Below are 16695 nucleotides of genomic sequence, written 5' to 3'. Positions count from 1 at the left end.
CACTTCTCTCCTCAGGCCGCGCCTAATTACTCGAACCAGTGGGCTCGGGCGGCCATGATCAACTTGCCGGCACGCTCTTCGTCGATGCCGTCGATGTCGAGCAGGTCGTCGATCGACTGCTCGGCCAGGTCTTCGCGGTTAACCACGCCGCGCACCGCCAGTTCCGCCGCCAGGTCCTTGTCCATGCCCTCAAGGGAGAGCAGGTCTTCGGCCGGATGGGCGTCTGCCAGTTTTTCTTCGGTAGCGATGGCCTTGGTCAACAAACGGTCCTTGGCTCGAGCGCGGAGCTCATTGACGATATCTTCGTCAAAGCCATCGATGTTGAGCATTTCTTCCAACGGTACGTAGGCAATTTCTTCAAGGCTGGTGAAGCCTTCGTCGACCAGCACTTGGGCCAGCTCCTCGTCGACTTCCAGTTCATCGATGAAATTGCGCAGGATGTCGCCAGTTTCGGCTTGCTGCTTGGCCTGGATGTCCTTCTCGGTCATCACGTTCAGGGTCCAGCCAGTCAACTGACTGGCCAGGCGAACGTTCTGACCGCCACGGCCAATGGCTTGAGCCAGGTTGTCTTCGGCGACGGCGATGTCCATGGCATGGGCATCTTCATCAACGATGATCGCCGCGACTTCAGCCGGCGACATGGCGTTGATGACGAACTGCGCCGGGTTATCGTCCCAGAGAACGATATCCACACGCTCACCACCCAACTCTCCGGATACGGCCTGGACGCGCGACCCACGCATGCCGATGCAGGCGCCTTGCGGGTCGATGCGCTTGTCCTTGGAGCGGACGGCGATCTTGGCTCGCGAACCCGGATCACGGGAAGCGGCCATGACTTCGATGAGGCCTTCAGCGATTTCCGGCACTTCGATGCGGAAAAGCTCGATCAGCATCTGCGGCGCGGTGCGCGACAGGATCAGCTGAGGACCACGGTTTTCGGTGCGAATTTCCTTGAGCAGTGCACGCAGGCGCACACCCACACGGAAAGTTTCGCGGGCAATGATGTCTTCGCGGGCCAGCAACGCCTCGGCATTGTTGCCCAGGTCGACGATGACGTTGTCGCGGGTGACCTTCTTGACGGTACCGGAGATGATTTCGCCCACACGCTCACGGTAGGCATCGACCACCTGCGCACGCTCGGCCTCACGGACCTTCTGCACGATGACCTGCTTGGCGGTCTGCGCGGCGATGCGGCCGAACTCGATGGATTCGATCTTTTCTTCGATCACGTCGCCAATCTTGGCTTCGGGATGCGTGTCCTTGATCTTGTCCAGCCAGGTTTCGATGGCCGGATCATCGAGGTCGGCTTCATCGACCACGGTCCAACGACGGAAAGTCTCGTAGCTACCGGTGTGGCGGTTGATTTCCACACGCAGGTCGACTTCGTCTTCAAAACGTTTTTTGGTTGCGGTGGCCAGGGCCACCTCCAGCGCTTCGAAAATGACGCCGGGCGGTACACCTTTTTCGTTGGATACCGATTCAACAACCAGCAGTACTTCTTTGCTCATCGTACGCCTCGCCTTGCGCAAGCCATTGGGCCCGGATAATCCGTCGGGCCCGGCACGTCTCAGTCAAAACTGGGAATAATATTGGCCTTGTCGATCGAATCGATCGGCAGTAGGAACTCCTGGTCGTCCACCTGGACCACCACATCCTGCTCCTCCACACCGCGGAGAAGGCCCTGGAAGTTACGACGACCCTCGAAGGGTGAGCGCAGCTTGATCTTCACTTGTTCGCCGGCATGCGAGGCAAACTGTTCCAGTGTGAACAGTGGGCGATCCATGCCTGGAGAAGACACCTCGAGGGTGTACTCGCTGCTGATCGGATCCTCGACATCCAGGATGGCGCTGGCTTGACGGCTGACAGCTTCGCAGTCCTCCACCAGAATGCCGCCTTCCTTGTCGATGTAGATACGCAATACCGAATGCTTGCCCTGGGAAACGAATTCGATCCCCCAGCATTGATAGCCCAGACCCTCGACAACCGGGGCCAACAAGGCCTGCAACTGTTCTAGCTTGCTCGACACCTGAACCCCCTCGTGCATGCTGTGCAAATAAAAAATGGGCGAAGCGCCCATCCCTGAAAGCGCCGTTGGACAACGACGCCTGAACTGTTCGGTTAGCAAAAAGCCCCTGAAAAGGGGCTTCGCTGAAGCTGGTTGCGGGGGCTGGATTTGAACCAACGACCTTCGGGTTATGAGCCCGACGAGCTACCAAGCTGCTCCACCCCGCGACAAAGCTGGGGCGAAAGTATAAGACCGAACCCACTTGAGGGTCAAATCCAAACCTTCACCTGCAAGAAAGCCCGCCAAGGCGGGCTCTCAAGCTTTAAATGGTACCGAGAAGGGGACTCGAACCCCTACACCCTATGGGCACAACCACCTCAAGGTTGCGTGTCTACCAATTCCACCACCTCGGCAATACTACTTTGAAACCCGTTACTTCTGCTCTTCTGCCGGAGGAGGTACATCACCCGAATTAGGAGTGGCTTCGCTCTTCTGTTCTTGGAGCACCGGTACATCATCATTGATGGCCGGTTTTGGCTGCTCTTTCACTTCTAGCACGGCTGGATCTGGAAGACCTGCTTGGCTAAGCTGGTGAGCTTGTTGCTTCGCGAAGTATCCTAACCCAAGTGCTGTCAAAAAGAAAGTGGCAGCGAGTATTGCAGTGAATTTACTTAGGAAGGTGGCAGAGCCCTGACTTCCGAAGACGGTATTGGAAGCACCCGCACCAAAAGATGCACCGGCTTCCGCCCCCTTACCCTGTTGCAACAGTACCAGCACTACCAGCGAAAGCGCTGCCAACAGATGAAAAACAACGATGACTGTTTCCAGCATTTGTTCAGTTTCCTGCGGCGCGACAAATTGCACCGAATTCGTCTGCGTTCAGGGAAGCCCCACCAATGAGACCCCCATCGATATCCGGCATGCCGAACAGTTCGGCCGCATTGGCCGCCTTCACGCTGCCGCCGTAGAGCAACTGCACCTTCGCAGCCACTTCAGCATCTTTTGCCGCCAGCTGGCCGCGGATGGCGGCGTGCACATCCTGGGCCTGCTGAGGCGTGGCCGTTAGGCCAGTGCCGATGGCCCATACAGGCTCATAGGCAATTACCGCATTGGCAAACACACTAACACCGAAAGCTTCGATGATACTGTTGAGTTGACGCCCAACAACTTCGAGCGTTTTGCCGGCCTCGCGCTCTTCAAGGGTTTCCCCAATACAGAGCACGGGCTTCAAACCTTTGGCCTGAGCCGCTGCAAACTTGCGATTCAGCACTTCGTCATCTTCGCCGATTACCTGGCGACGTTCCGAATGGCCAATCAACACCAACTTGCAACCTGCTTCAACCAGCTGTTCCGGAGCAACTTCACCGGTCAGCGCGCCCTGTTCGGGCATTACCGCAGAATTCTGTGCGCCGACGATAATACCCTTGCCGTCGAGTTCGGCAACCACTTGGTTGATGAACAAGGTTGGCGGGAATACCGCGACTTCCACTCCGCTCGGCAGGGCAAGATTGCGCAAACCCTCGGTCAGCTCAGCGACGCTGGCGCGGGTACCGTGCATCTTCCAGTTACCAGCAACCATAGGGCGACGCATGCTTTACCTCGTCGGTCAAAGTGGGCGCAGATCTTACCCAACCAGATTCGCGCTGGCAAGCGGCTTCAGGCACAAACTTCTGCGACGCGCTTTGCCAGTGCTTCGGCATGCAGACGCACCTGGTGTTCATCCTCACCTTCGACCATGACGCGCAACAGCGGCTCGGTCCCGGATTTACGCAGCAACACCCGCCCACGGCCTGCCAGGGCTTCAGTGACCTGCGCGCTGGCTTGCTTGACGTCCGGGTGCTCGAGGGGGTCCACGTCGCCTGCACTGAAGCGCACATTGATCAGCACTTGCGGGCATTTGCGCAGCGCCTGGCGCGCCTGGGCCAGGGTCTCGCCACGGCGCTTGAGCGCCATCAGCACCTGCAGCGCAGCGATGATCGCATCCCCCGTGGTGGTGTAGTTGCAGCACACCACGTGGCCGGAATTCTCCCCACCCACCAGCCACTCGCGCTCGAGCAGCTCGGCCATGACGTAGCGGTCACCGACCTTGGCACGCACGAATGGGATATCCAGGTCCTTGAGCGCAAGCTCCAGCCCCAGGTTGCTCATGAGCGTACCCACCACGCCCCCTTGCAGCTTGCCGCGGTCGTGCAGGTCGCGCGCGATGATGAACAGCAGCTCGTCACCGTCGACGATCGCGCCGGTGTGATCGACCATCAACACACGGTCGCCATCACCGTCGAAAGCGATGCCAAGGTCTGCGTGGCCGACCAGCACAGCGGCCTGCAGCGACTCGATGTGGGTCGAACCACAGCCCTCGTTGATGTTCAGGCCATCTGGCTGGGCGTGCAGCACCGTCACATCGGCACCCAACTCACGGAACACGCTGGGCGCCACCTTGTACGTGGCGCCATGGGCGCAGTCGACCACCAGCTTGAGGCCGGCGAAGCTGGTGCTGCTGGGCACGCTGCTCTTGCAGAACTCGATGTAGCGACCGGCTGCGTCGTTGATGCGCGAAACCTTGCCCAGCTTGCTCGACTCCACGACGGTCATGGGCTGATCGAGCAGTTCCTCGATCATCAGCTCCACTTCGTCCGGCAGCTTGGTGCCCTGCCCCGAGAAGAACTTGATGCCATTGTCATCGTGCGGGTTGTGCGAGGCACTGATGACGATACCGGCTTCGGCATGGAAGGTGCGGGTCAGGTAGGCGATGGCAGGCGTGGGCATCGGGCCCAGCAGCATCACATCGGCGCCTGCGGCCGAAAGACCAGCTTCGAGCGCGGATTCGAACATGTAGCCGGAGATCCGCGTGTCCTTGCCCACCAGCACGCGGCAATGGCCTTGTTTGCGAAACGCCATGCCAGCCGCCCAGCCAAGCTTGAGCATGAACTCTGGGGTGATCGGGTATTCGCCGACGCGGCCACGAATGCCGTCGGTACCAAAATATTTTCTGCTCATAGGGACTCCAATGTTCTTATTCGGCGTGCTGAACGGCGGCGATCATGCGGACCACGTCAACGGTTTGCGCTACATCATGCACGCGCAGGATCCTTGCGCCCTTGGTCACGGCCAGCGCCGCGAGCGCCAGGCTGCCATAAAGACGCTCATCCACAGGACGCTCGAGCGTCAGGCCGATCATGCTTTTACGGGAAACGCCTACCAGCAGCGGACGCCCCAGGCGATGGAGCGCTTCGAGGTGCTTGAACAGGCTGAGATTGTGGGCCAGGGTCTTGGCGAAACCGAAGCCTGGATCGAGCACGATGCGGTCGGCCTCGATGCCCGCGTCCGCACAGGCCACCATGCGCTGCTGGAGGTAGCGCGCCACGTCCTGGGTGACATTCTCATAATGCGGGTCGTCCTGCATGGTGCCCGGCTCGCCGCGCATGTGCATCAGGCACACCGGCAGCCCGGTTGCAGCAGCGGCGTCCAGCGCCCCATCGCGCTCGAGGGCGCGCACATCGTTGATCAGGCCAGCGCCCAGGCGGGCGGCTTCGCGCATGACGGCAGGCGTGGACGTATCCACCGACACCACGACATCGAGATGACGGTGGATGGCCTCGACCATCGGCGCCACGCGCTCAAGCTCTTCGGTGACCGAAACGGGCCGCGCACCCGGGCGGGTGGACTCCCCGCCCACATCGATCAGCGTGGCGCCTGCAGCCACCATTGCCTCGGCGTGGCGCAAAGCCTCGTCGCGCCGACTGAAGCGGCCACCGTCGGAGAAGGAATCGGGCGTGACATTGAGAATACCCATGACATGGGTACGCGACAAATCAAGAACCCGATTGCCGCAAGGCAATCGGGTCGGGTGCTGCACTGAGCTCATAGGTGCCCTTAGTGTTGAGCCGCTGGACCACCGATGGGCGATTCCGGGCGGTCACCCTGGGCAGCCGGTGTACCGGAAGCCGAATCATCATCCCAATCGCGAGGTTCGCGAGGCGTACGGCCGGCCATGATATCGTCGATCTGCTCGGCGTCGATGGTTTCGTACTTCATCAAGGCTTCGGCCATTGCATCGAGCTTGTCGCGGTTCTCGGTCAGCAGCTGCTTGGCAGTGGCGTAGCACTGGTCGATGATGCTGCGCACTTCGGAGTCGATCAGCTTGGCCGTCTCACCGGAAACACTGGTCTGCTGGCTGCCTGCGCTACGACCCAGGAACACTTCGCCGTCTTCTTCGGCATACATCAGCGGGCCCAGCTTCTCGGACAGGCCCCACTTGGTGACCATGTTCCGCGCGATCTGGCTGGCACGCATGATGTCGTTGGAAGCGCCGGTGGTGACGCCGTCGAAGCCCAGGGTCATCTCCTCGGCGATACGACCGCCGTAGAGGGAGCAGATCTGGCTGATCAGCGCACGCTTGGACAGGCTGTAGCGGTCTTCTTCGGGCAGGAACATGGTCACACCCAGTGCACGACCCCGCGGGATGATCGACACCTTGTAGACCGGATCGTGCTCGGGCACCAGGCGACCGACGATCGCGTGACCGGCTTCGTGGTAGGCCGTGTTCTGCTTTTCCTTTTCGGACATGACCATGGTCTTGCGCTCAGCGCCCATCATGATCTTGTCCTTGGCCAGCTCGAACTCCTTCATGTCGACCAGGCGCTTGTTGGCGCGAGCGGCGAACAGCGCGGCTTCGTTGACCAGGTTGGCAAGGTCTGCACCGGAGAAGCCCGGCGTACCACGGGCGATGACGGCCGGGTTGACGTTGTCGCCGATCGGCGCCTTGCGCATGTGCACTTTAAGAATCTGCTCACGACCCCGAATGTCCGGCAGGCCAACGACGACCTGACGGTCGAAGCGACCGGGGCGCAGCAGCGCAGGGTCGAGCACGTCGGGGCGGTTGGTCGCGGCGATGACGATGATGCCATCGTTCATCTCGAAGCCGTCCATCTCTACCAGCAACTGGTTGAGGGTCTGCTCACGCTCGTCGTGACCCCCGCCCATGCCAGCACCACGGTGGCGGCCGACGGCGTCGATCTCGTCGATGAAGATGATGCACGGGGCGTGCTTCTTGGCCTGCTCGAACATGTCGCGTACACGGCTGGCACCGACACCGACGAACATTTCAACGAAGTCCGAACCGGAAATGGTGAAGAACGGCACCTTGGCCTCGCCTGCAATAGCCTTGGCCAGCAGGGTCTTACCGGTACCGGGCGGGCCCACCATCAGCACACCGCGCGGAATGCGGCCGCCCAAGCGCTGGAACTTGCCCGGGTCGCGCAGGAACTCGACCAACTCGCCCACTTCTTCCTTGGCCTCGTCGCAACCGGCGACGTCAGCCAGGGTGGTCTTGACCTGGTCCTCGGAGAGCAGGCGCGCCTTGCTCTTGCCAAAGCTCATGGGGCCACCCTTGCCACCTGCCCCGCCTTGCATCTGGCGCATGAAGAACATGAACACGGCAATAATGACCAGGATCGGGAAGCTGGCAACCAGCAACTGGGTCCAGATGCTCTGCTGCTCGGGCTGCTTGCCCTCAACGGTAACGTGGTTGTCCACCAGGTCGCCGATCAGGCCGTTGTCGGTGATCGCCGGGCGCACGGTCTTGAAGCTGTCGCCGTCGGAGCGCTTGCCGGTGATGATGTAACCGTCGACGGTCACTCGCTCGACCTTGCCATCCTTGACCTGCTGGATGAAGTCGGAGTAGTTGAGGGTCTGCGGCTCGTTAGGGCTGGAGAAGTTGTTCATCACCGTCACCAGGACAGCTGCGATGATCAACCACAGGATCAGATTCTTTGCCATGTCGTTCAATTCGCTACCCTCTGAGGCCGGCGCACGACGCAGCCGTGCCTCGCATGATATTCATCGCCCTAACTTACTACATTGCCCACGCAACCGCAGGCACCGTCTGTAACCCTTTGTGAAATCCAGACTACACGAAGTTCGGACGATCCTGACGCCGTGGCCGATTGGAATTAACTATCGGCCGCTGCGCTTAGTACCGTTCACGCGCCCTTGAACCCCTTGCCAAGCAGGTACTGCTCGCGGGAGCGATCCCGCGATGAAGACGGTTTGCGCATCTGTACCTTGTCGAACTTGGTGCGCACGTCCTTGAGGTACACATCGAAACCTTCACCCTGGAAGATCTTGATCAGGAAATCACCGCCGGGCCGAAGCACGCGGGTTGCCAAATCCAGGGCCAGCTCGCAAAGGAACATGGCTCGCGGTATGTCGACCGCGGGCGTACCACTCATATTGGGGGCCATGTCCGAAATCACAAGGTCTACGTGTGAATCGCCGACGGCTTCGAGAATTTGCCGTAGCACCTCGTCCTGGGTGAAGTCCCCCTGAATGAAGGTGACATCGGGGATTGAGTCCATCTCCAGGATGTCGGAGGCGATCAGTCGACCCTGACCACCAATCAGACGACTGGTCACCTGGGACCAGCCGCCCGGCGCTGCGCCCAGGTCGATGACACTCATGCCAGGACGGATCAGGCGGTCCTTTTCCTGGATCTCAAGCAGCTTGTAGCTTGCTCGCGAGCGGTAGCCGTCCTTCTGCGCCTGTTTGACGAAAGGGTCGTTGAAATGCTCTCGCAGCCAGTTTGCGCTGCTTTTGGAACGTTGTACCACGGGGCACCTCGATGATATGCGTGGTGATTGACTGGGCGGAGCCGGTGGCCCTCGGGTAAAATGCCGGTCAATTTTACAGAATCAGACGGAAAGGGTCAGATTATGCCGCTCAATAACGAGCAGAAGAAGCAATACAAATCCATTGGTCATGACCTCAAGCCGGTCCTGATCGTTGCTGGCAACGGTTTGAATGAAGGTGTCGTCGCCGAATTGGAACGCGCATTGGCCGACCACGAGCTGATCAAGGTCGAAATTCGCTCCGAAGACCGCGAGGAGCGTGCCGAGACCATTGCCGCGCTGTGCAAGGCCGGCCGCGCCGAGCTGGTGCAGACCATCGGCAAGAAGGCGCTGATCTACCGCAAGAACCCTCAGCCGAACAAGCAGCTGTCCAACGTCCACCGTTACAAGTAACGGTGGCGCCGCTCAGTGGCGCGAATGTCGCGCCCTGAGTGGAACGGGCTGGGCGACCAGCACGATGCCGGAAAAGCCCAGCACCAGGAAACAGAACATCTGCCAGCGCTCGCCCACGGAGATCCCGTAGCGCAAGGTGTAGTAGCCGATGCAGGCCCCAAGGCCCAGCAACAGCATCTGGCCACGGAACTGGCGCCACCAGGCAGCCAGGCCTTCCACCCTCGCCAATACGGCCAGCTGGGTGATCAAGCCGAGCAGTGCCACGCCGATCAACCAACGGTCGATCTGCCCGGCAATGTCCTGGACAAGCAATGGCGCAAGGCCGCTGACTTTCAACGCAGGCACCAACCCCACGTGGAACACCCACAGGCCACCGACCCAGAATACCTGGGCCAGCTGCCAGAGGATCCCCTCGAGGGAAGGCGCCCGCAGGCGCCGGTCAGATGTGCTTGACTTCGACAATCTCGTACTCGACCGTACCGTTTGGCGTCTTGACGACAACGGTGTCACCCTCTTCCTTGCCAATGATGGCGCGAGCGATCGGCGCACTGCTGGACAGCTTGCCTTTCTTCACGTCGGCTTCATCCTCGCCAACGATCTGGTAGGTGACCTGATCACCCGTCTCGGTGTTTTCCAGATCGACGGTAGTGCCGAAAATGACCTTGCCCGTATGGGCAATGGCGGTCACGTCGATCACGACCGAGTTCTGCAAACGGCCTTCGATGTCGCGGATACGGGCCTCGACCATGCCCTGCTCCTCGCGGGCGGCATGGTACTCGGCGTTCTCCTTCAAGTCACCCAGCTCACGCGCTTCACCAATGGCTTGGCTCAGGCGCGGGCGCTCGGTCTTGCTCAGAAAGAGCAGTTCTTCTTCCAGGGCGCGAGCGCCCTGGACGGTCATCGGGTATTTGGTCATGCTCATGCTTTGAGTCCTGCGTGCAGATCCTGCAGGCGGCGAACGGTTTTTTCCGGACCGAATTTCAGCGCCTCGCAGATGGCTTCACCGGCCGCAATGGTCGTGGTGCAGTAGATCTTGTGCTGCAGCGCATTGCGGCGAATCGAGTAGGAATCGGCGATCGACTGACGGCCTTCGGTGGTGTTGATGATCAACGACACTTCGTCGTTCTTGATCATGTCGACCACATGAGGACGGCCTTCGGTCACCTTGTTCACGCGGCGCACCTTCAAGCCGGCCGCCTCGATGACCTTGGCGGTACCTGCGGTTGCCACCACTTCGAAGCCCAGGGCGATCAGGTCGCGGGCAACGCCGGCCACTTGCGGCTTGTCGTCGTCGCGCACGCTGATGAACGCAGTGCCACCGGTCGGCAGTACTTCGCTGGCACCCATCTGGGCCTTGGCGAAGGCTTCACCGAAGCTGTCACCGACACCCATTACTTCACCGGTCGATTTCATCTCAGGGCCGAGGATCGGGTCAACCCCTGGGAACTTGGCGAACGGGAAGACGGCTTCCTTCACGCTGTAGAAGTTGGGGATGATTTCCTGGGTGAAGCCCAGTTCCTTCAGGGTTTTGCCTGCCATGACGCGGGCGGCGATCATGGCCAGCGACGTGCCGATGCACTTGGACACGAACGGTACGGTACGCGAGGCACGCGGGTTGACTTCGATCACGTAGATCTTGTCGCCCTGCAGGGCCAGCTGCACGTTCATCAGCCCAACTACGCCCAGCTCCAGGGCCATTTTCTTGACCTGCACACGCACTTCATCCTGCACTTCCTTGCTCAGCGAGTAAGGTGGCAGCGAACATGCCGAGTCACCGGAGTGAACGCCGGCCTGCTCGATGTGCTGCATGATGGCGCCGATAACCACATCGGTACCGTCGCAGACCGCATCCACGTCCATCTCGATGGCGCAGTTGAGGAAGTGGTCCAGCAGCACCGGGCTGTCGTTGGACACCTGAACGGCTTCGCGCAGGTAGCGCTTGAGCTCGTCCAGTTCGTAGACGATCTCCATGGCACGACCACCCAGGACGTAGGATGGACGCACGACCAGCGGGTAGCCGATGGTGCCAGCGGCGCTGATGGCCTCTTCTTCGCTGCGCACGGTGGCGTTTGGCGGCTGCAGCAGGTTCAGGCGCTGTACCATCTGCTGGAAGCGCTCACGGTCTTCGGCACGGTCGATGGCGTCGGGGCTGGTGCCGATGATCGGCACGCCGGCTTCTTCCAGGGCGCGGGCAAGCTTGAGCGGGGTCTGGCCGCCGTAGTGCACGATCACGCCCTTGGGCTTCTCGACGCGGCAGACTTCCAGCACGTCTTCCAGCGTCAGCGGCTCGAAGTACAGACGGTCGGAGGTGTCGTAGTCGGTGGAAACGGTTTCCGGGTTGCAGTTGACCATGATGGTCTCGTAACCGTCGTCACGCAGCGCCAAGGCGGCGTGCACGCAGCAGTAGTCGAACTCGATGCCCTGCCCGATGCGGTTGGGGCCACCGCCGAGGATCATGATCTTGTCGCGGGTCGACGGGTTCGCCTCGCACTCCTCCTCGTAGGTGGAATACAGGTAGGCGGTGTCGGTGGCGAACTCGGCGGCGCAGGTGTCGACGCGCTTGTACACCGGGAACACTTCCAGCTTGTGGCGGTGACGGCGCAGGGTCTTGTCGGTGATGCCCAGCAGCTTGGCCAGACGCTGGTCCGAGAAGCCCTTGCGCTTGAGGCGCAGCATGCAGTCCTTGTCGATCGCGGTGAGGGCCAGGGTCTTGACCTTTTCCTCTTCCTTGATCAGGTCTTCCATCTGCACCAGGAACCACATGTCGATGCCGGTCAGGTCAAAGATCTGCTCGCAGGTCATGCCCGAACGCATGGCGTCGGCCACATACCAGATGCGCTCGGCGCCCGGCACGGTCAGCTCGCGCTTGAGGATGCTGGCAGCCTCGGGGCTGGCCAGGTCGACTTTCGGGTCGAGGCCGCAGGCGCCGACTTCCAGGCCGCGCAGGGCTTTCTGCAAGGATTCCTGGAAAGTACGGCCGATGGCCATGACTTCACCGACCGATTTCATCTGGGTCGTCAGGCGAGCGTCGGCCTTCGGGAATTTCTCGAAAGCAAAGCGTGGCAGCTTGGTCACAACGTAGTCGATCGACGGCTCGAAGGAAGCCGGGGTGCGGCCACCGGTGATGTCGTTCTGCAGCTCGTCCAAGGTGTAGCCGATGGCCAGCTTGGCGGCGATCTTGGCGATCGGGAAGCCGGTAGCTTTCGAAGCCAGGGCCGAGGAGCGCGACACACGCGGGTTCATCTCGATGACGACCATGCGGCCGGTGTTCGGGCAAATGCCGAACTGCACGTTGGAACCGCCGGTCTCGACACCGATTTCACGCAGCACCGCCAGGGAGGCGTTGCGCATGATCTGGTATTCCTTGTCGGTGAGGGTCTGCGCCGGGGCGACGGTGATCGAGTCGCCGGTGTGCACGCCCATCGGGTCGAAGTTTTCGATGGAGCAGACGATGATGCAGTTGTCCTTCTTGTCGCGGACCACCTCCATCTCGTATTCCTTCCAGCCGATCAGCGACTCGTCGATCAGCAGTTCCTTGGTCGGCGACAGGTCCAGGCCACGGGTGCAGATTTCTTCGAATTCTTCGCGGTTGTAGGCGATGCCGCCGCCAGTGCCGCCCATGGTGAACGACGGGCGGATGATGCAAGGGAAGCCAAGCTTCTCGAGCACCGCATTGGCCTCTTCCATGCTGTGGGCGATACCGGAGCGCGGGCACTCCAGGCCGATGTCCTTCATGGCCTTGTCAAAGCGCGAACGGTCTTCGGCCTTGTCGATGGTGTCGGCATTGGCGCCGATCATTTCCACGCCGAACTTCTCCAGAACGCCATGGCGCTCCAGGTCCAGGGCGCAGTTCAGCGCAGTCTGGCCACCCATGGTCGGCAGGACGGCGTCAGGGCGCTCTTTCTCGATGATCTTGGCCACCGACTGCCACTTGATCGGCTCGATGTAGGTGGCGTCGGCCATGGCCGGGTCGGTCATGATGGTGGCTGGGTTGGAGTTCACCAGGATGACGCGGAACCCCTCCTCGCGCAGGGCTTTGCAAGCCTGGGCGCCGGAGTAGTCGAATTCGCAGGCCTGGCCGATCACGATCGGGCCAGCGCCGAGAATCAGGATGCTTTTGATGTCTGTACGTTTTGGCATGGTTGTCACTCAAATCCGGGGTCAGTCGGCAAGCCGCATTGAACAATCTGGGTCAGGCGCATCCGGGCATGGCACATGCCGCCCGGGGCCTTGAAGCAGGAGACTCAGCGGCGCTTGGCCATGGCATCGGTGAAACGATCGAACAGGGGCGCGACGTCGGTCGGGCCTGGGCTCGCTTCAGGGTGGCCCTGGAAGCTGAACGCGCTCTTGTCGGTGCGCTCGATACCCTGCAGGGTGCCGTCGAACAGCGACTTGTGAATGGCGCGCACGTTGCCAGGCAAGGTCGCTTCGTCTACCGCAAAGCCGTGGTTCTGGCTGGTGATCATGACCACACCGGTATCGAGGTCCTGAACCGGGTGGTTGGCACCGTGGTGGCCGTGACCCATCTTCACGGTCTTGGCGCCGGAGGCCAAGGCCAGCAGCTGGTGACCCAGGCAGATGCCGAAGACCGGGATGTCGGTTTCCAGGATTTCCTTGATCGCCTGAATGGCGTAGTCGCAAGGCTCAGGGTCGCCCGGGCCGTTGGACAGGAAAACGCCGTCCGGGTTGAGAGCCAGCACTTCGCTCGCCGGCGTCTGGGCCGGTACCACGGTGACGCGGCAGCCACGGGCGACCAGCATGCGCAGGATGTTCAGCTTGACGCCGTAGTCGAACGCAACCACATGGTAAGGCAGGTCGGCAGCTTCGAGGGTGGGGTGGCTGTCGGTCTTGAGCTCCCACACGCTAGAGCGCCATTCGTAGCGTTCCTTGGTGGAAACCACCTTGGCCAGGTCCATGCCTTTAAGGCCTGGGAAGCCGCGCGCAGCAGCGATCGCGGCTTCTTCGCTGATGTCGTCACCGGCCAGGATGCAGCCGTTCTGAGCGCCCTTTTCACGCAGGATTCGGGTCAGGCGGCGGGTGTCGATACCCGCAATGGCCACCACGTTGTTGGCCTTGAGGTACTCGGGCAGCGACTGAGTGTTACGCCAGTTGCTGGCCAGCAGCGGGAGATCGCGAATGACCAGGCCGGCCGACCAGACGCGGTTGGATTCTGCGTCCTCCGGCGTGGTGCCGGTGTTGCCGATGTGCGGGTAGGTCAGGGTAACGATTTGCTGCGCGTAGGAAGGGTCTGTAAGGATTTCCTGGTAGCCGGTCATAGCGGTGTTGAATACCACCTCACCAACGGTCTGGCCGTCGGCACCGATTGCCTCACCGCGGAAAATACTGCCGTCGGCAAGGGCGAGTATGGCTGGCTTTGTCAAGAAGACCTCCCGAAAATCAAGCATGAAAGGGCGATCGCAGGTTGCAAAAAAGCGGAGTGACGTATGGACACGTCACCCCGCTTTTATGTGCTGAATTCAATTCGCTGCGCGCTTTTAGTGGACACACTAAAGCTGTAGCTTACAGAAAAGTGCGTTTTGGGTCTACCGCATATGTGCCTCTTAAACACATGAATGCGACAGACCGCTGTCAGAGCCACGCGCCAGAAGCGAGCCCCACCGCCTAGACCCGCACCGGTGCGCGTCAGCGGCGGCAGGTTGCCCTGGTCACGACCGATGGCTCAGTGCAGCTCGAGCACATCCTGCATGTCGTACAGGCCAGGCTCGCGCCCGTCCAGCCACAAAGCCGCTCGCACGGCACCCTTGGCGAATGTCATGCGGCTGGAGGCCTTGTGGGTGATCTCCAGGCGCTCGCCCTCGGCAGCGAACAGCACCGTGTGATCACCGACCACATCGCCGGCGCGCACCGTGGCAAAGCCGATGGTCTCGCGATCACGCGCACCGGTCTGCCCTTCGCGGCCATACACCGCCACTTCCTGCAGGTCGCGCCCCAGCGCATTGGCCACCACTTCACCCATGCGCAGCGCGGTGCCCGAAGGCGCATCGACCTTATGGCGGTGATGCGCCTCGAGGATCTCGATATCGACGTCATCGCCCAGCACACGCGCCGCGATGTCCAGCAGCTTGAGGCTGAGGTTGACGCCCACACTGAAGTTGGCAGCGAACACGATCGGGATGTCTTTGCCCGCTTCGGCCAGCAGGTGCTTTTCTTCCACGGTGAACCCGGTGGTGCCGATGACCATGGCCTTGCCATGCTTGCGGCAGAACGCCAGGTTCTTCAGGGTGACCGATGGATGGGTGAAGTCGATCAGCACGTCGAAGTCATCGGCAACCTTGGCCAGGTCGTCTGACAGCAGCACGCCAATGCGCCCCAGGGCCGCCAACTCGCCTGCATCCGCACCCACCAGCGTGCTGTCCGGGCGGTCGATGGCAGCCGTGAGTCCGGCACCTGCGGTTTGCTGCACGGCTTCGACGAGGGTCTTGCCCATTCGCCCTGCCGCGCCCATCACTGCAATACGTCGCATAGCCTTTTCCTTGTCAGAGATCGCCGAAGAAGCGCTTCACGCCATCGAACCAGCCATTGGCCTTGGGCGAATGGGAGCTGTCGCCTTCGAGCGAATCACGCAGCTCTTCAAGCAGCTCGCGCTGGCGACGGCTGAGGTTGACCGGCGTCTCCACCGCCACGCGGCACAGTAGATCGCCCGCACCACCACCGCGCACAGGCGCCACGCCCTTGCCACGCAGGCGGAACTGCTTGCCGGTCTGGGTGCCTTCGGGAATGCGCAGCTTGACCCGACCGTCGAGGGTTGGCACCTCGAGTTCGCCACCGAGCGCAGCATCGGTGAAGCTGATCGGCACTTCGCAGTACAAGTGCTTGCCATCACGCTGGAAGATCTCGTGCTCACGCACGTTGATCACCACGTACAGGTCACCGGTCGGCCCACCGTGCGCGCCGGCTTCGCCCTCGCCCGACAGGCGTATGCGATCACCGGTGTCGACGCCTGCTGGCACCTTGACCGACAGGGTCTTGTATTCCTCGACGCGGCCTTCGCCATGGCAGGCGCCACAAGGGTCGGTGATGATCTTGCCCTGGCCATGGCAGCGCGGGCAGGTCTGCTGCACCGAGAAGAAGCCCTGCTGCATGCGCACCTGGCCGATACCGCCGCAGGTCGGGCACGTCGACGGGGTGGAGCCTTTCTTCGCACCGCTGCCATCGCACGGCTGGCAGTTGACCAGCGTCGGCACGCGAATGCTGACCGTGGTGCCGCGTACGGCTTCTTCCAGGTTCAGCTCCAGGGTGTAGCGCAGGTCGCTGCCGCGCTGGGCGCCACCGCGTCCACCACCCCGGCCGCCGCCGAAGAAATCGCTGAACACATCACCGAAGATATCGGAGAAGTTGGCGCCCCCGAAACCGGCCCCGCCGCCACCCATGCTCGGGTCGACACCGGCATGACCATACTGGTCGAAAGCTGCGCGCTTGCTGGCGTCCGACAGGACCTCGTAGGCCTCGTTGGCTTCCTTGAATTTGTCTTCGGACTCTTTGTCACCCGGGTTGCGGTCAGGGTGGTACTTCATCGCCAACCGGCGATAGGCTTTCTTGAGGTCAGCATCCGTGGCGCCGCGCTCGACACCCAGGACCTCATAATAATCACGCTTGGACATAGGTCATTTGCACCTTGTTGGGCGTCCGGCATCTGCGCCGCGCCGTCAG

Annotated in this window: 15 protein-coding genes and 2 tRNA genes; 1 reads left to right on the top strand and 16 read right to left on the bottom strand. The window is 61.4% G+C overall.

Going from position 1 to position 16695, the window contains the following annotated elements; all coding sequences use genetic code 11:
• Window positions 1–26: 26 nt before the first annotated feature.
• The 10 genes from nusA to rlmE form a co-directional block, all read right to left on the bottom strand.
• Window positions 27–1508, bottom strand: a complete 1482-nt coding sequence (gene nusA, locus B2Y33_RS10265; protein ID WP_023533184.1) for a transcription termination factor NusA — start codon at window positions 1506–1508, stop codon at window positions 27–29.
• A 59-nt stretch (window positions 1509–1567) separates the two neighbouring features.
• Window positions 1568–2026 carry a ribosome maturation factor RimP gene (gene rimP / locus B2Y33_RS10260; protein ID WP_027915409.1) on the bottom strand — a complete coding sequence of 153 codons (459 nt, stop codon included), beginning with the start codon at window positions 2024–2026 and terminating at the stop codon, window positions 1568–1570.
• 129 nt (window positions 2027–2155) lie between these two features.
• A tRNA-Met gene (locus B2Y33_RS10255) sits at window positions 2156–2232 on the bottom strand.
• 100 nt (window positions 2233–2332) lie between these two features.
• A tRNA-Leu gene (locus B2Y33_RS10250) sits at window positions 2333–2418 on the bottom strand.
• Between the two features lie 19 nt (window positions 2419–2437).
• Window positions 2438–2836, bottom strand: coding sequence for a preprotein translocase subunit SecG (secG, locus tag B2Y33_RS10245; protein WP_027915410.1), 399 nt, complete (start codon window positions 2834–2836; stop codon window positions 2438–2440).
• Between the two features lie 4 nt (window positions 2837–2840).
• Entirely contained in the window at window positions 2841–3596 is a 756-nt protein-coding gene (gene tpiA, locus B2Y33_RS10240) for a triose-phosphate isomerase (RefSeq protein ID WP_027915411.1), read from the bottom strand.
• Window positions 3597–3661: 65 nt separating this feature from the next.
• Window positions 3662–5002 carry a phosphoglucosamine mutase gene (gene glmM / locus B2Y33_RS10235; protein ID WP_027915412.1) on the bottom strand — a complete coding sequence of 447 codons (1341 nt, stop codon included), beginning with the start codon at window positions 5000–5002 and terminating at the stop codon, window positions 3662–3664.
• A gap of 16 nt (window positions 5003–5018) precedes the next feature.
• Complete coding sequence (folP, locus tag B2Y33_RS10230) at window positions 5019–5870, bottom strand: dihydropteroate synthase (RefSeq protein WP_027915413.1); 852 nt, start codon at window positions 5868–5870, stop codon at window positions 5019–5021.
• An 8-nt stretch (window positions 5871–5878) separates the two neighbouring features.
• Window positions 5879–7783, bottom strand: coding sequence for an ATP-dependent zinc metalloprotease FtsH (ftsH, locus tag B2Y33_RS10225; RefSeq protein ID WP_027915414.1), 1905 nt, complete (start codon window positions 7781–7783; stop codon window positions 5879–5881).
• Window positions 7784–7986: 203 nt separating this feature from the next.
• A complete protein-coding gene (gene rlmE / locus B2Y33_RS10220; RefSeq protein ID WP_027915415.1) occupies window positions 7987–8613 on the bottom strand; it encodes a 23S rRNA (uridine(2552)-2'-O)-methyltransferase RlmE in 627 nt (208 codons plus the stop codon).
• Between the two features lie 102 nt (window positions 8614–8715).
• Between rlmE and yhbY the strand changes: the two genes are divergently transcribed.
• The gene (gene yhbY / locus B2Y33_RS10215) at window positions 8716–9024 is read left to right on the top strand and encodes a ribosome assembly RNA-binding protein YhbY (RefSeq protein ID WP_023533185.1); all 309 of its coding nucleotides are present in this window, start codon (window positions 8716–8718) and stop codon (window positions 9022–9024) included.
• A 12-nt stretch (window positions 9025–9036) separates the two neighbouring features.
• Here the strand turns inward: yhbY and B2Y33_RS10210 are convergent, their stop codons facing one another.
• The 6 genes from B2Y33_RS10210 to dnaJ form a co-directional block, all read right to left on the bottom strand.
• A complete protein-coding gene (locus B2Y33_RS10210) occupies window positions 9037–9486 on the bottom strand; it encodes an MFS transporter (RefSeq protein ID WP_080992917.1) in 450 nt (149 codons plus the stop codon).
• Window positions 9464–9946 carry a transcription elongation factor GreA gene (gene greA / locus B2Y33_RS10205; RefSeq protein WP_176417795.1) on the bottom strand — a complete coding sequence of 161 codons (483 nt, stop codon included), beginning with the start codon at window positions 9944–9946 and terminating at the stop codon, window positions 9464–9466. The genes B2Y33_RS10210 and greA overlap by 23 nt, the downstream gene beginning before the upstream one ends.
• Window positions 9943–13164 carry a carbamoyl-phosphate synthase large subunit gene (gene carB / locus B2Y33_RS10200; protein ID WP_027915418.1) on the bottom strand — a complete coding sequence of 1074 codons (3222 nt, stop codon included), beginning with the start codon at window positions 13162–13164 and terminating at the stop codon, window positions 9943–9945. The genes greA and carB overlap by 4 nt, the downstream gene beginning before the upstream one ends.
• Before the next feature lie 104 nt (window positions 13165–13268).
• Complete coding sequence (gene carA, locus B2Y33_RS10195) at window positions 13269–14405, bottom strand: glutamine-hydrolyzing carbamoyl-phosphate synthase small subunit (RefSeq protein WP_027915419.1); 1137 nt, start codon at window positions 14403–14405, stop codon at window positions 13269–13271.
• A 299-nt stretch (window positions 14406–14704) separates the two neighbouring features.
• Window positions 14705–15508 (bottom strand): 4-hydroxy-tetrahydrodipicolinate reductase, encoded by an 804-nt coding sequence (dapB, locus tag B2Y33_RS10190; protein ID WP_027915420.1) that lies wholly within the window; start codon window positions 15506–15508, stop codon window positions 14705–14707.
• 13 nt (window positions 15509–15521) lie between these two features.
• Window positions 15522–16646 (bottom strand): molecular chaperone DnaJ, encoded by a 1125-nt coding sequence (dnaJ, locus tag B2Y33_RS10185; RefSeq protein WP_027915421.1) that lies wholly within the window; start codon window positions 16644–16646, stop codon window positions 15522–15524.
• Between the last annotated feature and the right edge of the window lie 49 nt (window positions 16647–16695).

Source organism: Pseudomonas sp. UBA5666, assembly GCF_002420785.1.
Taxonomy (GTDB): domain Bacteria; phylum Pseudomonadota; class Gammaproteobacteria; order Pseudomonadales; family Pseudomonadaceae; genus Aquipseudomonas; species Aquipseudomonas fulva.
This window is presented reverse-complemented; position numbering and strand designations above follow the sequence as displayed.

Coding starts and splice junctions, on each gene's coding strand:
- nusA (WP_023533184.1), bottom strand. CDS start 1,508: ATGAGCAAAGAAGTACTGCTGGTTGTTGAATCGGTATCCAACGAAAAA.
- secG (WP_027915410.1), bottom strand. CDS start 2,836: ATGCTGGAAACAGTCATCGTTGTTTTTCATCTGTTGGCAGCGCTTTCG.
- tpiA (WP_027915411.1), bottom strand. CDS start 3,596: ATGCGTCGCCCTATGGTTGCTGGTAACTGGAAGATGCACGGTACCCGC.
- glmM (WP_027915412.1), bottom strand. CDS start 5,002: ATGAGCAGAAAATATTTTGGTACCGACGGCATTCGTGGCCGCGTCGGC.
- folP (WP_027915413.1), bottom strand. CDS start 5,870: ATGAGCTCAGTGCAGCACCCGACCCGATTGCCTTGCGGCAATCGGGTT.
- ftsH (WP_027915414.1), bottom strand. CDS start 7,783: ATGGCAAAGAATCTGATCCTGTGGTTGATCATCGCAGCTGTCCTGGTG.
- yhbY (WP_023533185.1), top strand. CDS start 8,716: ATGCCGCTCAATAACGAGCAGAAGAAGCAATACAAATCCATTGGTCAT.
- greA (WP_176417795.1), bottom strand. CDS start 9,946: ATGAGCATGACCAAATACCCGATGACCGTCCAGGGCGCTCGCGCCCTG.
- carB (WP_027915418.1), bottom strand. CDS start 13,164: ATGCCAAAACGTACAGACATCAAAAGCATCCTGATTCTCGGCGCTGGC.
- dapB (WP_027915420.1), bottom strand. CDS start 15,508: ATGCGACGTATTGCAGTGATGGGCGCGGCAGGGCGAATGGGCAAGACC.
- dnaJ (WP_027915421.1), bottom strand. CDS start 16,646: ATGTCCAAGCGTGATTATTATGAGGTCCTGGGTGTCGAGCGCGGCGCC.